Source organism: Mycobacterium sp. (genome assembly GCF_029961025.1).
GTDB lineage: Bacteria > Actinomycetota > Actinomycetes > Mycobacteriales > Mycobacteriaceae > Mycobacterium.
Genome location: NZ_JASBVP010000003.1, coordinates 259669 through 275709, shown reverse-complemented (window position 1 = coordinate 275709; position 16041 = coordinate 259669). Strand labels below are relative to the sequence as shown.

Annotated in this window: 17 protein-coding genes and 2 tRNA genes; 12 read left to right on the top strand and 7 right to left on the bottom strand. The window is 66.5% G+C overall.

The genetic code is table 11. The features are described 5' to 3' along the window. Window positions 1–27: 27 nt before the first annotated feature. Window positions 28–101: transfer RNA gene (locus QJR12_RS05140), tRNA-Glu, on the bottom strand. Window positions 102–223: 122 nt separating this feature from the next. Here QJR12_RS05140 and QJR12_RS05135 point away from each other — a divergent pair. From QJR12_RS05135 to phoU, 9 genes are all read left to right on the top strand, one after another. Next, window positions 224–296, top strand: a tRNA-Lys gene (locus tag QJR12_RS05135). Window positions 297–428: 132 nt separating this feature from the next. Next, complete coding sequence (locus QJR12_RS05130; RefSeq protein ID WP_300579602.1) at window positions 429–1544, top strand: F420-dependent hydroxymycolic acid dehydrogenase; 1116 nt, start codon at window positions 429–431, stop codon at window positions 1542–1544. A 105-nt stretch (window positions 1545–1649) separates the two neighbouring features. Further along, window positions 1650–2060, top strand: coding sequence for a metalloregulator ArsR/SmtB family transcription factor (locus QJR12_RS05125; RefSeq protein ID WP_300579601.1), 411 nt, complete (start codon window positions 1650–1652; stop codon window positions 2058–2060). A 132-nt stretch (window positions 2061–2192) separates the two neighbouring features. Continuing rightward, entirely contained in the window at window positions 2193–2396 is a 204-nt protein-coding gene (locus QJR12_RS05120) for a zinc transporter Slc39a7 (RefSeq protein WP_300579600.1), read from the top strand. Between the two features lie 226 nt (window positions 2397–2622). Beyond that, on the top strand, window positions 2623–3225 hold the full coding sequence (locus QJR12_RS05115; RefSeq protein ID WP_300579599.1) for a TetR/AcrR family transcriptional regulator: 603 nt from the start codon (window positions 2623–2625) through the stop codon (window positions 3223–3225). Window positions 3226–3369: 144 nt separating this feature from the next. Further along, window positions 3370–4386, top strand: coding sequence for an acyl-ACP desaturase (locus QJR12_RS05110; protein ID WP_300579598.1), 1017 nt, complete (start codon window positions 3370–3372; stop codon window positions 4384–4386). Window positions 4387–4392: 6 nt separating this feature from the next. Beyond that, a complete protein-coding gene (dusB, locus tag QJR12_RS05105; protein ID WP_300579597.1) occupies window positions 4393–5526 on the top strand; it encodes a tRNA dihydrouridine synthase DusB in 1134 nt (377 codons plus the stop codon). Between the two features lie 202 nt (window positions 5527–5728). Next, window positions 5729–7903, top strand: coding sequence for an LCP family protein (locus QJR12_RS05100; protein ID WP_300579596.1), 2175 nt, complete (start codon window positions 5729–5731; stop codon window positions 7901–7903). 120 nt (window positions 7904–8023) lie between these two features. Continuing rightward, window positions 8024–8692, top strand: a complete 669-nt coding sequence (phoU, locus tag QJR12_RS05095; protein ID WP_300579595.1) for a phosphate signaling complex protein PhoU — start codon at window positions 8024–8026, stop codon at window positions 8690–8692. A gap of 28 nt (window positions 8693–8720) precedes the next feature. Here phoU and pstB read toward each other — a convergent pair whose 3' ends face one another. The 6 genes from pstB to QJR12_RS05065 form a co-directional block, all read right to left on the bottom strand. Beyond that, entirely contained in the window at window positions 8721–9497 is a 777-nt protein-coding gene (pstB, locus tag QJR12_RS05090) for a phosphate ABC transporter ATP-binding protein PstB (protein WP_300579594.1), read from the bottom strand. A 9-nt stretch (window positions 9498–9506) separates the two neighbouring features. Beyond that, the gene (gene pstA, locus QJR12_RS05085) at window positions 9507–10421 is read right to left on the bottom strand and encodes a phosphate ABC transporter permease PstA (RefSeq protein ID WP_300579593.1); all 915 of its coding nucleotides are present in this window, start codon (window positions 10419–10421) and stop codon (window positions 9507–9509) included. After that, on the bottom strand, window positions 10418–11443 hold the full coding sequence (gene pstC, locus QJR12_RS05080; protein ID WP_300579592.1) for a phosphate ABC transporter permease subunit PstC: 1026 nt from the start codon (window positions 11441–11443) through the stop codon (window positions 10418–10420). The genes pstA and pstC overlap by 4 nt, the downstream gene beginning before the upstream one ends. A gap of 83 nt (window positions 11444–11526) precedes the next feature. Further along, window positions 11527–12615 carry a phosphate ABC transporter substrate-binding protein PstS gene (gene pstS / locus QJR12_RS05075; RefSeq protein ID WP_300579591.1) on the bottom strand — a complete coding sequence of 363 codons (1089 nt, stop codon included), beginning with the start codon at window positions 12613–12615 and terminating at the stop codon, window positions 11527–11529. Window positions 12616–12786: 171 nt separating this feature from the next. After that, the gene (gene mshD, locus QJR12_RS05070; protein ID WP_300579590.1) at window positions 12787–13722 is read right to left on the bottom strand and encodes a mycothiol synthase; all 936 of its coding nucleotides are present in this window, start codon (window positions 13720–13722) and stop codon (window positions 12787–12789) included. Continuing rightward, window positions 13719–14480, bottom strand: coding sequence for a response regulator transcription factor (locus QJR12_RS05065; RefSeq protein ID WP_300579589.1), 762 nt, complete (start codon window positions 14478–14480; stop codon window positions 13719–13721). The genes mshD and QJR12_RS05065 overlap by 4 nt, the downstream gene beginning before the upstream one ends. A gap of 178 nt (window positions 14481–14658) precedes the next feature. Here QJR12_RS05065 and lmeA point away from each other — a divergent pair, with 178 nt between their 5' ends. The 3 genes from lmeA to QJR12_RS17720 are packed head-to-tail and all read left to right on the top strand — an operon-like array spanning window position 14659 to window position 16000. Further along, window positions 14659–15471 (top strand): mannan chain length control protein LmeA, encoded by an 813-nt coding sequence (lmeA, locus tag QJR12_RS05060; RefSeq protein WP_300579588.1) that lies wholly within the window; start codon window positions 14659–14661, stop codon window positions 15469–15471. After that, window positions 15468–15887, top strand: a complete 420-nt coding sequence (locus QJR12_RS05055) for a thioredoxin family protein (RefSeq protein WP_300579587.1) — start codon at window positions 15468–15470, stop codon at window positions 15885–15887. The genes lmeA and QJR12_RS05055 overlap by 4 nt, the downstream gene beginning before the upstream one ends. A gap of 50 nt (window positions 15888–15937) precedes the next feature. Continuing rightward, window positions 15938–16000 carry an Ms5788A family Cys-rich leader peptide gene (locus QJR12_RS17720; protein WP_366526290.1) on the top strand — a complete coding sequence of 21 codons (63 nt, stop codon included), beginning with the start codon at window positions 15938–15940 and terminating at the stop codon, window positions 15998–16000. Window positions 16001–16041: the final 41 nt, after the last annotated feature.

Here is a 16041-nt window from a genome sequence, read left to right as displayed (position 1 = left end):
TGTTCGCTCCGCGTCACCGCGTCACGGTACCCCCTACGGGATTCGAACCCGCGTTACCGCCTTGAAAGGGCGGCGTCCTAGGCCGTCTAGACGAAGGGGGCCAGAACCGAATCTCTCCGGGGTACTCGCCACATGGTTACGTTGGGAGCCAAGCCAGCTTAGGCCACCGCCGGGCTAACTCTCAAACGAACTCCACCACGACGGCAGTATCCTGACGTTCGCGGCCCCTATAGCTCAGTTGGTAGAGCTACGGACTTTTAATCCGCAGGTCCCAGGTTCGAGTCCTGGTGGGGGCACCGTGGCATCCGACGCCGCGTTCGCCCTGGTCAACGCGCCGCAGCGCGGCTGGCCGCATCGATCGACGGATGGTCGCCCGTCGCGATGTTGACGTCGGGTCGGCTGGTGGGTATGCCAGGCCCATGAGACCTATGTCACGGCGCGTGTCACGGCGCGCCTTCGGAAGGCTCACGGCGGGGTGCGGCGTGGTGGGCGCCACCGGCGTCGTCGCCGTGGCGGCCGCTGGCTGCGCTGCAAAACCCGCCACCAAACCGGCGGCCCCCGCCGGTCCGCCGCCGCCGTCGGGCCCGGGTGTGGGGTTTGTGCTGTCCCATGAACAATTCCCCACGCTCCAACTGGTCGAGCAGGCCCGGGCCGCCGAACAGGCCGGGTTCCGCTACCTGTGGGCCAGCGACCATATCCAGCCGTGGCAGGACAACGAGGGCCACTCGATGTTTCCCTGGATCACCCTGGCGCTGGTGGGCCAGCAAACCAGCCATGTGACCTTCGGCACCGGCGTGACTTGCCCCAGCTACCGCTACCACCCCACAACCGTCGCCCAAGCGTTCGCCTCGCTCGCGGTCCTCTACCCCGGGCGCGTCTTCCTCGGCGTCGGAACCGGCGAACGGCTCAACGAGCAGGCCGCCACCAACCAGTTCGGGTCCTATCAAGAGCGACACGACCGCTTGGTCGAGGCCATCCAGCTCATCCGTCAGCTGTGGAGTGGTCAGCGAACGTCGTTTCAGGGCCGCTATTTTCAGACCGACCAGCTGAAACTCTATGACCTGCCGGCGGCACCGCCGCCGATCTTCGTGGCCGCGAGCGGCCCGAAAAGCGCGCACCTGGCCGGACGCTACGGCGATGGCTGGATCAGCGAGGCTCCCGATATCAAAAACCCGAAGCTCGTGGCCGCGTTCAACCGGGGCGCCCAGGAGTCCGGGCGTGATCCCGCCACCCTGGGTAAGCGAGCCGAGGTGTTCGCCGTCGTCGGCGACCGCGACGAGATCCGTTACGGGGCGGAGCTTTGGCGGTTCACCGCCGGCGCCGTCGACCAGCCCAACCCGGTAGCCATCCAGCAGGCCGCGCAGGCCAACCCCCTGGACAAGGTGATAGCCGGCTGGACGACGGGCACCGATCCGAACACCCACATCGCCGCGGTGCAGGGCGTTCTCGACGCCGGCGCGACACCCTTCATGCACTTTGCCCAGCGAGATCCGAAAATCGCGATCGAGTTCTATCGCACGAAGGTGCTGCCGCGGCTGCACTGACCCGGTTCGAGACCGCCCGGGGCATCGCAACCCGGCCAACCACTCCCGGTAGCGGTCGCCCTCGGTACTTGACATCGGAAACCCCCACTACGCTATTATCTTCGTATGCACGCAGATATTAAAGAAAGCAAGCTACCCGATGATCAGGTGGGCCTGGTCGTCGAGGTCTTCCGGATGCTGGCCGACGCGACCCGCGTGCAGGTGCTGTGGTCGCTGACCGACCGGGAAATGTCGGTCAACGAACTCGCCGAACACGTCGGCAAGCCCGCGCCGTCGGTCTCGCAGCACCTCGCCAAGCTCCGGATGGCTCGCCTGGTGCGCCCCCGCCGAGAGGGAACCACGATCTTCTACAGCCTGGAAAACGACCACGTGCGCCAACTGGTCGTCGACGCCGTCTTCAACGCCGAGCACGCCAGTCCCGGGGTTCCACGGCACCATCGGTCCGCGTCCGGCCCCGATACCGGCCTGCACGCGGTCGCCCCGCAAGGCCGCGGCGCCGCCACGGAAAGCCGGTGATGGCGGTGGACGCGACCCAATGTCGCGCCGACCGGCCGCGACCTCGGGCGGCCGGCCACCACCCACCACATCGTCAGATCGCCCGACAGTAGTCAGGTAACCAGATAGGGAAAACACCGAGAGAGGATGACCATGACCACACCGCACACCCACGACGCGCCGCACTCCCACGACCATCAGCACGGGGCCGTCTCCCACATCCATGCCCATACCGCCCATGAGCACGACCATGTCGAGCACGAGCACTCGCACACCCACGATGACGGGACCCAGCACGCCCACACCCACGTGCACCAGTCGGGCTTAGAGGAACCCCACAACCACGCCCACGGGTAATCCCGCGCCGTCGCACCGGGCCCGGCGCTCCGGCGGGCGGGCCCGGTGCCCGCACGTCTCGGGCCCGGCGCCGGGCAGGAGGTACCCGCGCTGGCCGGCGAGCATGCCTGCGACGTATGTTGAGTCACTGACGTACGTCGAGTCACTGGGGAGGTTTGCCGTCAAGGCGCCGGCGCGGCTGACTACGGGCGTTGTCGCAATGCCCTAGGAGTTGCTGAGGAGTGATGTGCCTTCCGGTCAACGACGGGGCCGATGGTCCGGTGTCCCGCTGCACGATCGTCAGGCACTGCGCCGGGAGAGGCTCATCGCCGCCGGGGTGCAACTGCTGGGCGACACGAACGGCCCGGCGCTGACCGTCCGCGGCGTCTGTCGCGCGGCCGGGCTGACCGAGCGCTACTTTTACGAAAGCTTCGCCGACCGCGACGAATTCGTGCGCGCGGTATACGACGACGTGTGTACCCGGGCGATGGCGGCGTTGGAGTCGGCGAACACTGCTCGCGAGGCCGTGGAACAATTCGTCACCTTGATGGTCGACGATCCAATCCGGGGGCGGGTGCTGCTGCTGGCACCGGAGGTGGAGCCGGTGCTGGCCCGCTCGGGCGCCGAATGGATGCCCAGCTTCATCGAATTGCTGCAGCGCAGGCTCACCCGAATCAGCGACCCGGTGCGGCAGAGCATGGTTGCCACCGGCTTGATCGGCGGGCTGACCGCCCTGTTCACCGCGTATCTGAACGGGCGGCTGGCCGCCACCCGCAGCCAGTTCATCGACTACTGCGTCGAGATGCTGCTCGGCCGCGCCGGCTCCGCCGAAGACGCTGACCGGCGCTGACAGCCGTGTTCGGCGGTGCCCGACCGCTGGGGCCCGCCGCCGAGCGAGGCCACGGGGCATGACCCACCGACGATGAACTTGAATGCTACCGGGATACACAGATATATTGACCGCTACCAGCAGACACAGATAACCGGAGGGGCCATGCCGTCCGAGCTGACCGACCTGCAGCTATTGCACGAGCTTGAGCCGGTCGTCGAACAGAACTTGAACCGGCATCTGTCGATGCACAAGGACTGGAACCCGCACGACTACATCCCCTGGTCGGACGGCAAAAACTTCTCCGCGCTCGGCGGGCAAGACTGGGAGCCCGGGCAGTCCAGGCTCTCCGACGTCGCGCAGGTGGCGATGGTGCAGAACCTGGTCACCGAGGACAATCTGCCGTCCTACCACCGCGAGATCGCGATGAACTTCGGCATGGACGGCCCCTGGGGGCAATGGGTCAACCGCTGGACCGCCGAGGAGAATCGCCACGGGATCGCGCTGCGCGACTACCTGGTGGTGACCCGCGCCGTCGACCCCGTCGAACTGGAGAAATTACGAATCGAAGTGGTCAACAGGGGCTTCAGCCCCGGCCAGAACCACCAGGGCGAGTACTTCGCCGAGCGGCTCACCGACTCGATCATCTACGTCACGTTTCAGGAGTTGGCCACCCGGGTCTCGCACCGCAACACCGGCAGGGCGTGCAACGAGACCGTCGCCGACCGCCTGCTGGCCAGGATCTCAGCCGACGAAAACCTGCACATGATCTTCTACCGCGACGTCAGCGAGGCCGCGTTCGACATTGCCCCCAATGTGGCGATGTGGTCGCTGCACCGGGTGTTGCGCCACTTCAAGATGCCGGGATTTTTAGTGCCCGAGTTTCGGCGCAAGGCCGTCATCATCGCCGTCGGGGGCGTGTATGACGTGCGCATCCACCTCGAGGATGTGGTCAAGCCGGTGCTGAAGAAATGGCGCATCTTCGAACGGGACGATTTCACCGGCGAAGCGGCCTGGATGCGCGACGATCTCGCGCTGCTCATGGACGAGCTGGAGAAAGAGTGCGAGAAGTTCGAGGCGTCCAAACAGCGCTACCTCGAGCGCCAGGCCCGAAAGCAGGAGAAGATCACCGCCGAGCGGGTGCTCAACACCGCGGGGACGCTGCGGATGAGCCGCCGGTAGCCGCCGTTGCGGATCGGCTCGATCGCGCCGCGCAGCCCCGTGGTGGTGGCCCCGATGGCCGGGGTCACCAACGTCGCATTCCGGACCTTGTGCCGTGAGCTCGAGCACGCCAAGGTCGGCACGGTCAGCGGGCTGTACGTCTGCGAGATGGTGACCGCGCGGGCCCTGGTCGAACGCCATCCCACCACGATGCGCATGACGGCGTTCTCCCCGGCGGAATCACCGCGATCGCTGCAGCTGTACACCGTCGACCCGGCCACGGCGTACACGGCCGTCAAAATGATCGCCGACGAAGACCTGGCCGACCACGTCGACATGAACTTCGGCTGCCCGGTGCCCAAGGTCACCCGCCACGGCGGCGGCGCGGCGCTGCCGTTCAAGCGGCGCCTTTTCGGGCAGATCATCGCGGCGGCGGTCCGTGCCGCCGCAGGGACCGGGATACCGGTGACGGTCAAATTCCGGATCGGCCTCGACGATCACCACCACACCCACCTGGACGCCGGTCGCATCGCCGAAACCGAGGGCGCGGCAGCGGTCACGCTGCATGCCCGTACCGCGGCGCAGCGCTACTCCGGAACCGCTGACTGGTCGCAGATCGCCCGGCTCAAAGAACACCTGACGAGCATCCCGGTGCTGGGCAACGGGGACATTTTCCACGCCAATGATGCGCTGGCGATGATGGCCGTCACCGGCTGCGACGGCGTCGTCGTCGGCCGCGGATGCCTGGGTCGGCCATGGTTGTTCGCGGAGCTGTCGGCCGCGTTCACCGGCGGCCCGGCACCGGCCCCGCCGACACTTGGTGAGGTGGCCGCCATCATCGCCCGGCATGGCGCCCTGCTGGCCGAGCATTTCGGTGAAGCCAGGGGGATGCGCGACCTGCGTAAGCACATCGGTTGGTATCTGCATGGCTTTCCGGTGGGGCCGGCGTTGCGACGGTCGTTAGCCCTGGTCAAAACGCTCGATGAACTCCAGCTGCTGCTGGGCCGGCTGGACGCCGACGTGCCGTTTCCCGCCGCCGCGTGCGGGCCGCGGGGCCGGCAAGGCTCCCCCGCGCGCGTGGTTTTACCCGAGGGCTGGCTCGACGATCGTGATGACTGCACGGTGCCGAGCCGGGCGGACATCATGCACTCCGGTGGCTGACCGGGGACGATCTCGACGTCGCGTCGGCGCGAAAGTCTCAGTACCATGGGGTACTTGTTGCAATTCGCTCCGGCGGCGGCGCGATGTCCGGTGCCGCCCGCTTGAGTGTGACGGCTAGGCGCGATCCTGAGGACGGCGTGGTTGGCAGCACTGTGCAGTTGTGCGCGCGGCGGCGATAAGCGGTTTCGGAGGCCGGTAGGCGATGAGTGACGGCCGCGACACCCTTGCCGATCGCCGGTGGGTATCTAGCGCTGACGACGGGGATGACCGGTTCGCCCGCCCGGCGCAGCGGCCACCGGGCGCCGCGCCCTGGGAACGATTCGCCGGTGCCCGCCGACGGTCGCAGACCACCGCGCCCAACCGGACCGAAGAGGAGCACCCCGGTGCCGCCGGCTGCCACACCACCGGTGAGCTCACCGTCGCCGACCTGATCGCCAAGCTCGGTGGCCCGGTCGCCGGTCAGCCCAGACACCGCCGCGCCGCGCCGGACGCCGAACCGCGGCACGCCGAACCGCTGGGTTTGGGGTCGCGAGGACCGTCGGGGCTCGATGACCCGCAGCGCACCGACCGCGTCATCACCCCGTCTCCTTTCAGCGCCGACGCCGTCTCGGAGCCGACCGATCTCGATCCCGCCGAGGACCCGGATGACCCCGAAGGCGACGGCGAATCCGGGCGAACCGTCGTGCTGCCGGCGGCGGTGCGGGCGGCGCCGGTGCGAATCCGGGCGTCGATCGCCCAGAAGCCGCCACCCGAACCCGAAGCCGGGCCGCGGCGCCGCCCGATGCTGCTGGCCGGCCGGTTGATAGCGGCGATGTTTGCGGTGTCGGCGCTGGCCCTGACCGGCGGCGCGTGGCAGTGGAGCACCTCGAAAAACAATCGCCTCAACACGGTCGTCGCGCTGGATCCGCAGTCACACGATATCGTCGACCCCGGCGCGCAGTTCGGCGACGAGAACTTCTTGATCGTCGGTGTCGACAGCCGCGCAGGGGCGAACAGTCAGATGGGCGCCGGCGACACCGAAGAAACCGGGGGCTCCCGATCGGACACGGTGATGCTGGTCAACATTCCCGCCAGCCGCAAACGTGTCGTCGCGGTGTCGTTTCCTCGTGACCTTGCGATCACCCCGACTCGATGCGAGGCCTGGAATCCAGACACCGGCGCCTACGGGCCGCTCTACGACGCGGACACCGGAAAATATGGCCCCCGATACGTTTACACCGAAACCAAGCTGAACTCGGCCTACGCGTTCGGTGGCCCGAAGTGCCTGGTGAAAGTCATTCAGAAGCTCTCCGGCCTGTCCATCAACCGCTTCATCGCCATCGACTTCGTTGGCTTCGCCAAGATGGTCGACGCGCTCGGCGGGGTCGAGGTGTGCACCCCGACGCCGCTGAAGGACTACAAGCTGGGCACGGTGCTCGCGCACAGCGGGCGTCAAGTCATCGACGGTCAAACCGCGCTGAATTACGTGCGCGCCCGCTCGGTCACCACCGAGGACAACGGCGACTATGGACGCATCAAACGCCAGCAGCTGTTCTTGTCCTCGCTGCTGCGCTCACTGATCTCCAAGAACACGTTCTCCAGCCTCACCAAGCTCAACAACGTCGTCAACATGTTCATCAGCGAGAGCTATGTCGATAATGTCAAGACGAAAGATCTGGTGGACCTCGGCCAGTCGATGCAGGGGGTGACCGCCGGGCACATCACGTTCGTGACCGTGCCGACCGGCGAAACCGACGAAAACGGCAACGAACCACCCCGCACGGCCGACATGCGGGCACTGTTCGACGCCATCATCAACGACGATCCGTTGCCCAAAGAACCCAAAGAACCCAAAGAACCCAAAGGCCACGACCAGAACACCCAGACCCTGGGGGCGGCGCCGACGGGATCGGCACCGACCGGCAAACCGACCGTCGGCACACCACCGGGGCGCAGCACCGAAAGAGCCGAAAGCCCGGAACAGCTGCAGGCGGTGACGACCGCGCCGCAGGACGTCACGGTGCAGGTGTCCAACTCCACCGGCAGGTCCGGCCTGGCCACCACCGCCACCAACGAGTTGGCGCGCCGCGGCTTTAAGGTCTTGGCCCCCGACGACTACCCGAGCCCCCTGAAATCGACCACGGTGTTCTTCTCACCCGGCAACGAGCAGGCGGCGGTGACGGTGGCATCGACGCTGGCCAATCCCAAAATCGAACGGGCCACCGGAAGCGGGTCCGTGGTTCAGGTGGTCCTGGGCCCGGACTTCTCCTCGATCGCCGCTCCCGCGCCGAGCGGCTCGTCGGTGCGGGTGCTGATCGACCGCAACCCCGACAGCACACCGGCTAAACTGCCCGAGGACCTGACCGTCACCAACGCCGCCGACACCAGCTGCAAGTAATCCGCTCGACGATCAGCACAACGGTGCGGGGGCACCCGGGCGGGCCCGTTGCGGACATTCATCGGCAATTCATCGGCCACCTGCTGCATCACCGGCCCTTGACAACGTAACCTGGACCGCATGCGGGCCGCCTACCAAGAGCAACTCTCGGAATTGACCGGTCTGCTCGGCGAGATGTGTGAGCTGGCCGGGGTTGCCATGGAACGGGCGACGCAGGCGTTGCTGCAGGCCGATCTGGTGCTGGCCGAGCAGGTCATCTCCGACCATGAGCGGATCTCGGAGCTGAGCACCCGCGCCGAGGAAAGCGCCTTCGTGCTACTGGCGTTGCAAGCGCCGGTCGCCGGTGATCTGCGCGCGATCGTGAGCGCTCTTCAGATGGTTGCCGACATCGACCGGATGGGCGCGCTGGCGCTGCACGTCGCCAAGATCGCCCGCCGCCGGCATCCCCAGCATGCCCTACCCGAAGAGGTCAACGGGTATTTCGCCGAAATGGGAAGGGTCGCGGTCGAATTAGGCAACAGCGCCCAGGAGGCCCTGTTGACCCGGGATCCCCAGAAGGCCGCCCAAATCCGCGATGAAGACAAAGCGATGGACGATCTGCACCGCCACCTGTTCACCGTGCTGATGGATCGCGAATGGAAACACGGGGTGGCCGCGGCCGTCGACGTGACGTTGCTGGGCCGATTCTACGAACGGTTCGCCGATCACGCCGTCGAAGTGGGGCGGCGCGTCGTTTTCCAGGCGACGGGCCGCTTCCCCGAGGACGATAAGGTACCGGCGTCGGGATAAACACCCCATCCGGCGACCGCGGGACCGGTTAACCGAAGCGCCCCGAAATGTAGTCTTCGGTGGCCTTCTGGGTGGGATTGGAGAAAATCTTCTCGGTGTCGTCGATTTCCACCAGCCGACCCGGCTTTCCGACCGCTTCCAGGTTGAAGAAAGCGGTCTGATCGCTTACCCGCGCTGCCTGCTGCATGTTGTGGGTGACGATGACGATGGTGTATTCCTGCTTGAGTTCTGCGATCAGGTCCTCGATCGCCATGGTTGAGATCGGGTCGAGCGAGGAACACGGCTCATCCATCAACAACACGTCGGGCCGCACCGCGATGGCCCGCGCGATGCACAGCCGCTGCTGCTGTCCCATGGACAACCAGACCCCCGGCTTATGCAATCGGTCTTTGACCTCATTCCAGAGGTTCGCGCCCCGCAGCGCGTATTCCGCGGTCTCATCGAGCACCTTGCGATTGCGCACTCCTTGCAGCTTCAACCCGGCCACCACGTTGTCACGAATCGACATGGTGGGAAACGGGTTGGGCCGCTGAAACACCATACCGACGGCCCGGCGCACACCAACCGGGTCGACACCGGGCGCGTAGATGTCCTGATCGTCGAGCAGCACCGTACCCTCGACCCGGGCACCCGGAATGACCTCGTGCATGCGGTTGAGGGTGCGCACCACCGTCGTCTTCCCGCAGCCCGACGGGCCGATGAACGCGGTCACGCTGCGCGGCAGAATCGACAGGGACACATCGGCGACCGCATGAAACGACCCGTAATAGACGTTGAGACCCTTCAGGTCCAACCGCTTAGCCACCGAGAGCTCCTAAAACCTCTTGGGAGCAAAGATTTTCGCAACCACCCTGGCTATCACGTTGATCGCGGCTATCAGCGCGATCAGCGTCAGCGCGGCACCCCAAAGCCGCTCGGTGGGAATCGAACCGGCGCCCGCCCCGGCCGATGTCTGGTCGTACATCATTCCCGGAAGCGACCCGATAAAGCCGCTGAACACGTTGAAGTTCATCGCCGGTGAGTAGCCCACCAGGATCAACAGCGGAGCCGTCTCGCCCATCACCCTGGCCAACGCCAGCAGAATCCCGGTGATGGTTCCGGACAGCCCCGTGGGAATCACAACCATAGCAATGGTTTTCCACTTCGCTACCCCGAGCGCGTAGCTCGCCTCGCGCAGGTCCAGGGGCACGATCCGCAGCATCTCCTCGGTGGCTCGCACGATCACCGGGACCATCAACAACACCAACGCCAGCGATACCGCGAATCCGGAGCGGGGAAGACCCAGGGTGGCCACGCACAGCGCATAGATGAACAGCGCCGCAACGATCGACGGCACCCCGGTGAGAATATCCACCATGAACGTGGTCAGCCTGCCCAAGCGGGTTCCGCCGCCGTATTCGACCAGAAAGATCGCGACGAAGACGCCGATCGGGATGGCGATGACCGCGCACACCAGGCCCAGCAACACGGTGCCGACGATCGCGTGGTACGCACCGCCGCCGGTGACGAATGGCGTCATCCCGGCCTGAGAATGTGTCCACCACACACCGGAGGTGACCGCCCGAAAACCCTTGGCGACCACCGAGTACAGCACCCACAGCAACGGAACGAGCGCGACGGCCAGCGACAGGATAGCCAGCGCGGCCGCCAGGTGGTTGACGGCCCGACGGCGACGGCTGACCCCGGGGAGTGTCCGCGCCTTGACTGGGCGGTCCAACATCGACGTCATCGGGTTCCCTTCCCGGTCGCAGCGGCACGTGCCAGCGCGTTGACCACGAAGGTGAGCACGAAAAGCACCAGGCCGGCGGCGACGTAGGCGCCCGCCTGGTATTGATCGTTGAATTCCGAAGCGGTAGAGGCGATCTTGGTGGCGAAAGTGTAACCGCCGTCGAACAACGACCAGCCGAGGCGCTGTTGGGTGCCACGCAAGATGATCAGCAGCGCGACCGTCTCACCGAGGGCGCGACCCAGGCCCAACATCGCGCTGCTGAAGTAGCCGAGCCTGCCGAACGGCAGCACCGCGATTTTCACCACTTCCCACCGGGTAGCGCCGAGCGCCAGCGCGGCCTCGATGTGGCCCCGTGGTGTCTGAACGAACACCTCGCGGGTGACCGCGGTGATGATCGGCAGGATCATCACCGCGAGCACGATCCCGCCGGTGAAGATGGTGCCACCGCCGGCCACCGACACGTTGCCCGAGCGGAACAGGAAAAGCCAACCCAGGTTCTCGTTGAGCCACGTCGCGATCGGCCGCAACCGTGGCGCCAGCACGTATAGGCCCCAGACACCGTAAATGATCGACGGCACCGCGGCCAGCAGGTCGACCATGTAGGCCAGCGGCCCGACCAGTCGCCGGGGTGCGTACTGGCTCAGAAAAATAGCGATACCCAAGGCTATCGGCATCGCCAAAACCAGCGCGAACAGTGCCACCCAGACCGTCACCTCGACCAGATCGAGGATCCCGAAGTGCATCGCTGCGGTGTTGGTGGTGATCCAATTACCCCCGTAGCTGAAGAAGTTCTCTTCGTCGCGGGCCAGGGCCGGTATCGCGCGCCACAGCAAAAACACCCCGATCGCGCCGATCAGGACGACGATCAGGACGCCGGACCCGGCTGCCAGCGCCCGAAATATCCGGTCGCCCAGGGGTGGTTTGGCTTTGCCCCACGGGCTCAGCGGCGTGGGTGCGGGCTGAAGCACGGGTACGGCAACGACATCGGCCGAACCCGCATCCGCTGGATTTGGTGTGCTCATTGGGGTCCTATTGATTCCGACACTTTTCGGTTTGCCTTCCATCGTTCGGCACCGTCACAAATAGATCAATTACCGCATTTGGATTATTGGATTGCGTTGATCGCGGCGATCAGCCGCCGCTTGAATTTATCCGGCAAAGGTACGTACCCGGCCTGCGAAAGCTCGCTTTGGCCATTGTTGGCGGCGACCGTCAAAAACGACTTCACCGCAGCAGCGGTGCCCGGATCGTAGCCCTGCGAGCACACGATTTCGTACGTCGCGAGCATCACCGGGTAGGCCCCGGGCTCTTTGGTGGTGTAAAGCGAATTCAAGTCCAAGATCAAGTCGTCACCCTTCCCGACGAACGTGACGCCATCGATGGCCGTGCGTGCCGTGTCTTCGGTGAGCGGGACCGTCTGGCCGCCGACGTGCATCCGGGCGTATGGCATCCGGGCCTGATCGGCAAAGCCTTTCTCCACATAGCCGATGGCCCCCGGGCTGGCCTGGACGGCTTGAACGACACCCGCCGACTTCTGCGCACCCTCGCCCACGCCACCCTGAAACTCGGTGCCGCCACCCTTGCCCCAGCTTTCGGGGGCGGCGGCGGCCAGGTAATTCTGGAAGTTGTCGGTAGTGCCCGAAGAGTCCGACCGGTAGACCGGTGTGATTTTGGTGTCGGGCAGGGCAACCCCGGGATTCAGCGCGACGAGGGCGGGGTCGTTCCAGGTGGTGATCGCACCGCTGAAGATTTTGGCCAGCACGTCGGCGTTGACGACGAGCGGGTTGACGACTGCCAGGTTGTAGACCAGCGCGATCGGCCCGAACACCAGCGGCAGCTGCCAAGCGGGATGCCCCGCGCAGCGCTTGACCGCAGCGTCGATTTGCCTTGGGGCCAGCGGAGCGTCGGAGCCGGCGAAATCAACATGCCCGGCGATGAACTGCTCGCGGCCGGCGCCCGAGCCGGTCGGGTTGTACGCCACGCTCTTACCGGGGCACAGCCGCCCCCACACCCGGTTGAACACCGCGATCGCGTTCTGTTGAGCGGTCGACCCCTCGGCGGTCAGGTCATTCTTGCCGCCACAGTCGATCTGCGCGGCCGCCGCCGACGGTCTGGTTGACGCGCCGCCGGCATTGTCATCGCTGCCGCACGCTGTCACCATCATCATCGCTGCCGCCGATAGCGCAGCGACCATTTTGCCAACCGTATTGAGCCTCACCTGATCTCACTCTCGTTACGCTCGCCGGCTGCCTTTCGCATGACTTTTCGCGTATCACATGTGCCCGAAAGCTCGCCCGGACTATCGGCAACGTATGTCGCGCTGGTGGCCGAAACCAACATGGACGGTAAACGGCGGGTTAACAGCTCAGCTCGCCGCGCCGCCGGCGGCCGCGTAGGCGGTATCCACGCTGTGGGGGGTGAAACCCAGGCGCCGATAGGTGCGGATCGCGGCGCTGTTGCCCGATTCCACATAGAGCATCACCGTGGGCGCTTCCGCGTCGGCCAGTCGGCGCGCCAGCCACGCGACACCAACCGCCGTCAACGCCCGTCCCAGCCCGCGGCCCTGTGCCGAGGGGTCAACGCCGACGATGTAGACCTCACCCAAACCCGGCTGCTCGGGATGCACCTTGGTCCAGTGAAAGCCCAGCAGCCCGTTCGTTGTCTCGTCGAAGGCCAGAAACAGTCCGTGGGGATCGAACCACGGCTCGCTGCGCCGCTCCGCTATATCGGCCTCGGTCCAGCCGCCCTGTTCCGGGTGCCCGGCGAACGCGGCGTTGTTGACCCGCAGCAGCTCGGCATCATCGGCCGCGCCCGCGTAGGTCCGGAACCGCACCCCGCGCACCCGGCCGAGGGACTCCAATTCCCCGATGTCGCGCAGCGAGCGTCGCATCTGCACCAGCTCACGCACCGGAACCAGACCCAGCGCCGCAGCGGTCGCGCGGGCCGGTTCCAGGGTGCCGTGCGCCCAGAAATGCGCCCGCCCGCCCGTTTTGGCCAACGCGGCACGTGCCAGCGCGGTGCCAACGCCACGGCGACGCGCCCGTGGGTGCACGACCAACTCCGCCATCGGGGCGGCCGCGCCGCGCGAGCTGAGGTTCAGGTAGCCGGTGAGAACCCCGGCTGCGGCGTCCGCCGGCCCGCCGGTGACCAGTAGATGCTGGGCGCGATCCCGGGAAAGTTCCCGCAGCACCTGCTCACCGACGGGTGCCACACCGTCGAATTCACTTGCTACACCGACAAGTTCGCGTACCTGCTGCTGCGCCTCGGCGGCCAGGGTGCGGCGCCACGGAGACCGCTTCACTGACTGGGCAACGGATGGGCCACGTGGCCGCTGTGCGGTTCGGGCTCGGTGTCTGCGGCGCTCTCGGACTCCGTCCCGGACGCTCGTCCCCGAACCGGGCGCACCGCCTTGTACCCCACATTGCGGACGGTGCCGATCAACGACTCGTGCTCGGGGCCCAGCTTGGCCCGCAACCGCCGGACATGCACGTCGACAGTCCGGGTGCCGCCGAAGAAGTCATACCCCCACACCTCGTGCAGCAATTGCGCCCGGGTGAACACCCGCCCGGCATGCTGCGCCAGGTATTTCAGCAGTTCAAACTCCTTGTAGGTGAGATCCAGCGGACGCCCGCGCAACCGTGCGGTGTAGGTTCCCTCGTCGATCACCAGGTCCCCCAGACTCACCTTGTCCGCGCTTTCCTGGGCGGCCAGGTCGCCACGGCGGCCGTTGACGAGCCGCAGCCGGGCGTCAAGCTCGGCGGGCCCGGTGCCGGGGAGCAGGATGTCGTCAAGCCCCCAATCGGCGTTGACCGCCACCAGCCCCCCCTCGGTGACCACCGCCACCAGGGGAACCAGCCGTGCGGTGTTGCCCAGTAGCCGGCACAGGCCACGCGCCGCCGCCAGATCCAGACGAGCATCGACGATCACCACGTCCGCGTCCCGTGCGTCCAGCAAAGATGAAACGTCGGGTGGCGCCGTCCGCACGGTGTGGGAAAGCAGCGACAACGACGGCAGGACCGAGTCGACATGCGCCTCGGCGGTGAGCAACAGCAGTTCCAACTGGCTCCTCCAGCGCCCGGGAAAGGCGTCTACCGGTTTGTGGCCACCCCGTTAACGGCAGGTCAACTAACGATAGCGTGCTACCAGGCCGGCCCGCTCGGCGCCGATGCGGAGCGCGCGCTGCGCCGCGGCCGACCCATGCCGCCCCTCTCGGATTCCGGCGGCGGTAGGCCAGAATATGCGGATGCGCAAGGTGCTGGTCGGGGTGGCCGCGGCGATGCTCGCGGTCGCCGTCGCCTTCACCGCGGCCGTCGCCGTGGACTTCGGGACCAACATCTATGCCGAATACCGGTTGTCGCGCGCGGTGCGCACCGCGGCCGACCTGGGGTCGGATCCGTTCGTCGCCATCTTGGGATTCCCGTTCATCCCCCAGGCGGTAGGCCACCACTACGACGAGCTGGAGATCAAGGCCAACGCCGTCGACCATGCGATGGTCGGCAAGGCCACACTCGAGGCCACCATGCACTCGATCGACCTGGCCTATGCATCGTGGCTGATCCGGCCTCATGCGAAGCTCCCGGTCGGCAAACTCGAGAGCCGCATCATCATCGACTCCGTTCACCTGGGCCGGTATCTGGGCATCAGCGACCTGATGGTCGAAGCGCCGCCGCAGGAAACCAACGACGCCACCGGCGGCACCACCGAGTCGGGGATTTCCGGCAGTCGCGGACTGGTGTTCACCGGGACGCCGAAGTCAGCCAACTTCGACAAGCGGGTCAGCGTCTCCGTCGACCTGTCCATGGCCGGCGACGACCGGACCACCCTGGTGTTCACCCCCACCGGCATCCTGACCGGCCCGGACACCGCCAACCAGAAAGTTCCGGCCGATAAGAAGGACGCGGTGCTCGCGGCGTTCCGCCAACGGCTGCCCGATCAGAAGCTGCCGTTCGCGGTGGCCCCCACCGCTCAGGGCGCCCGCGGCTCAGATGTCATCATCGAAGGCATCACCGAGGGGGTCACGATCACGCTCGACGAGTTCAAGCAGTCATGATCGCCGCCATCGTCGCGATCGTCAGCGCCGGGGCGCTGTCGGCCGCGGTCGGCTGGCTGCTCACCCGGCGTTCGGGGCAGCTGCGGGAAACCGTTGCCGACCCGGGTCCGGGAGACGTGGACACCGCATCCCTGGGCTTATCCGACTCCGGGCCGACGGTGGTGCATTTCAGCGCCCCCTGGTGCGGACCGTGCGCCCTGGTGCGCCGGGTGGTCAGCCAAGTCTGCGGCGATCTCGGTGACGTGGCCCACGTGGAGGTCGACCTGCAGGCCAATCCCCTTGCCGCACGCCAGCTTTCGGTGCTCTCCATACCGACGACGGTGATCTTCGACGTCAATGGCCGGCCGCGGTACCGCGCTGTCGGCGTTCCCACCGCAGACGATTTACGATCGGCTTTGCAACCGCTGTTGACGTGACCGCCACCTCATTCGGTAAGCTGTGCGCCGTGTCAGCCCGCCTGGAGCCCATGCTCACCAAGCGCCGCGCAATCGATTTGTGCCGCGTCGCGGGTTGTTGCTGTAGCCGCTGAGTAGCCGTCGCCTTCCGGGCCGTGCTCCGCGCAGCCGTTGT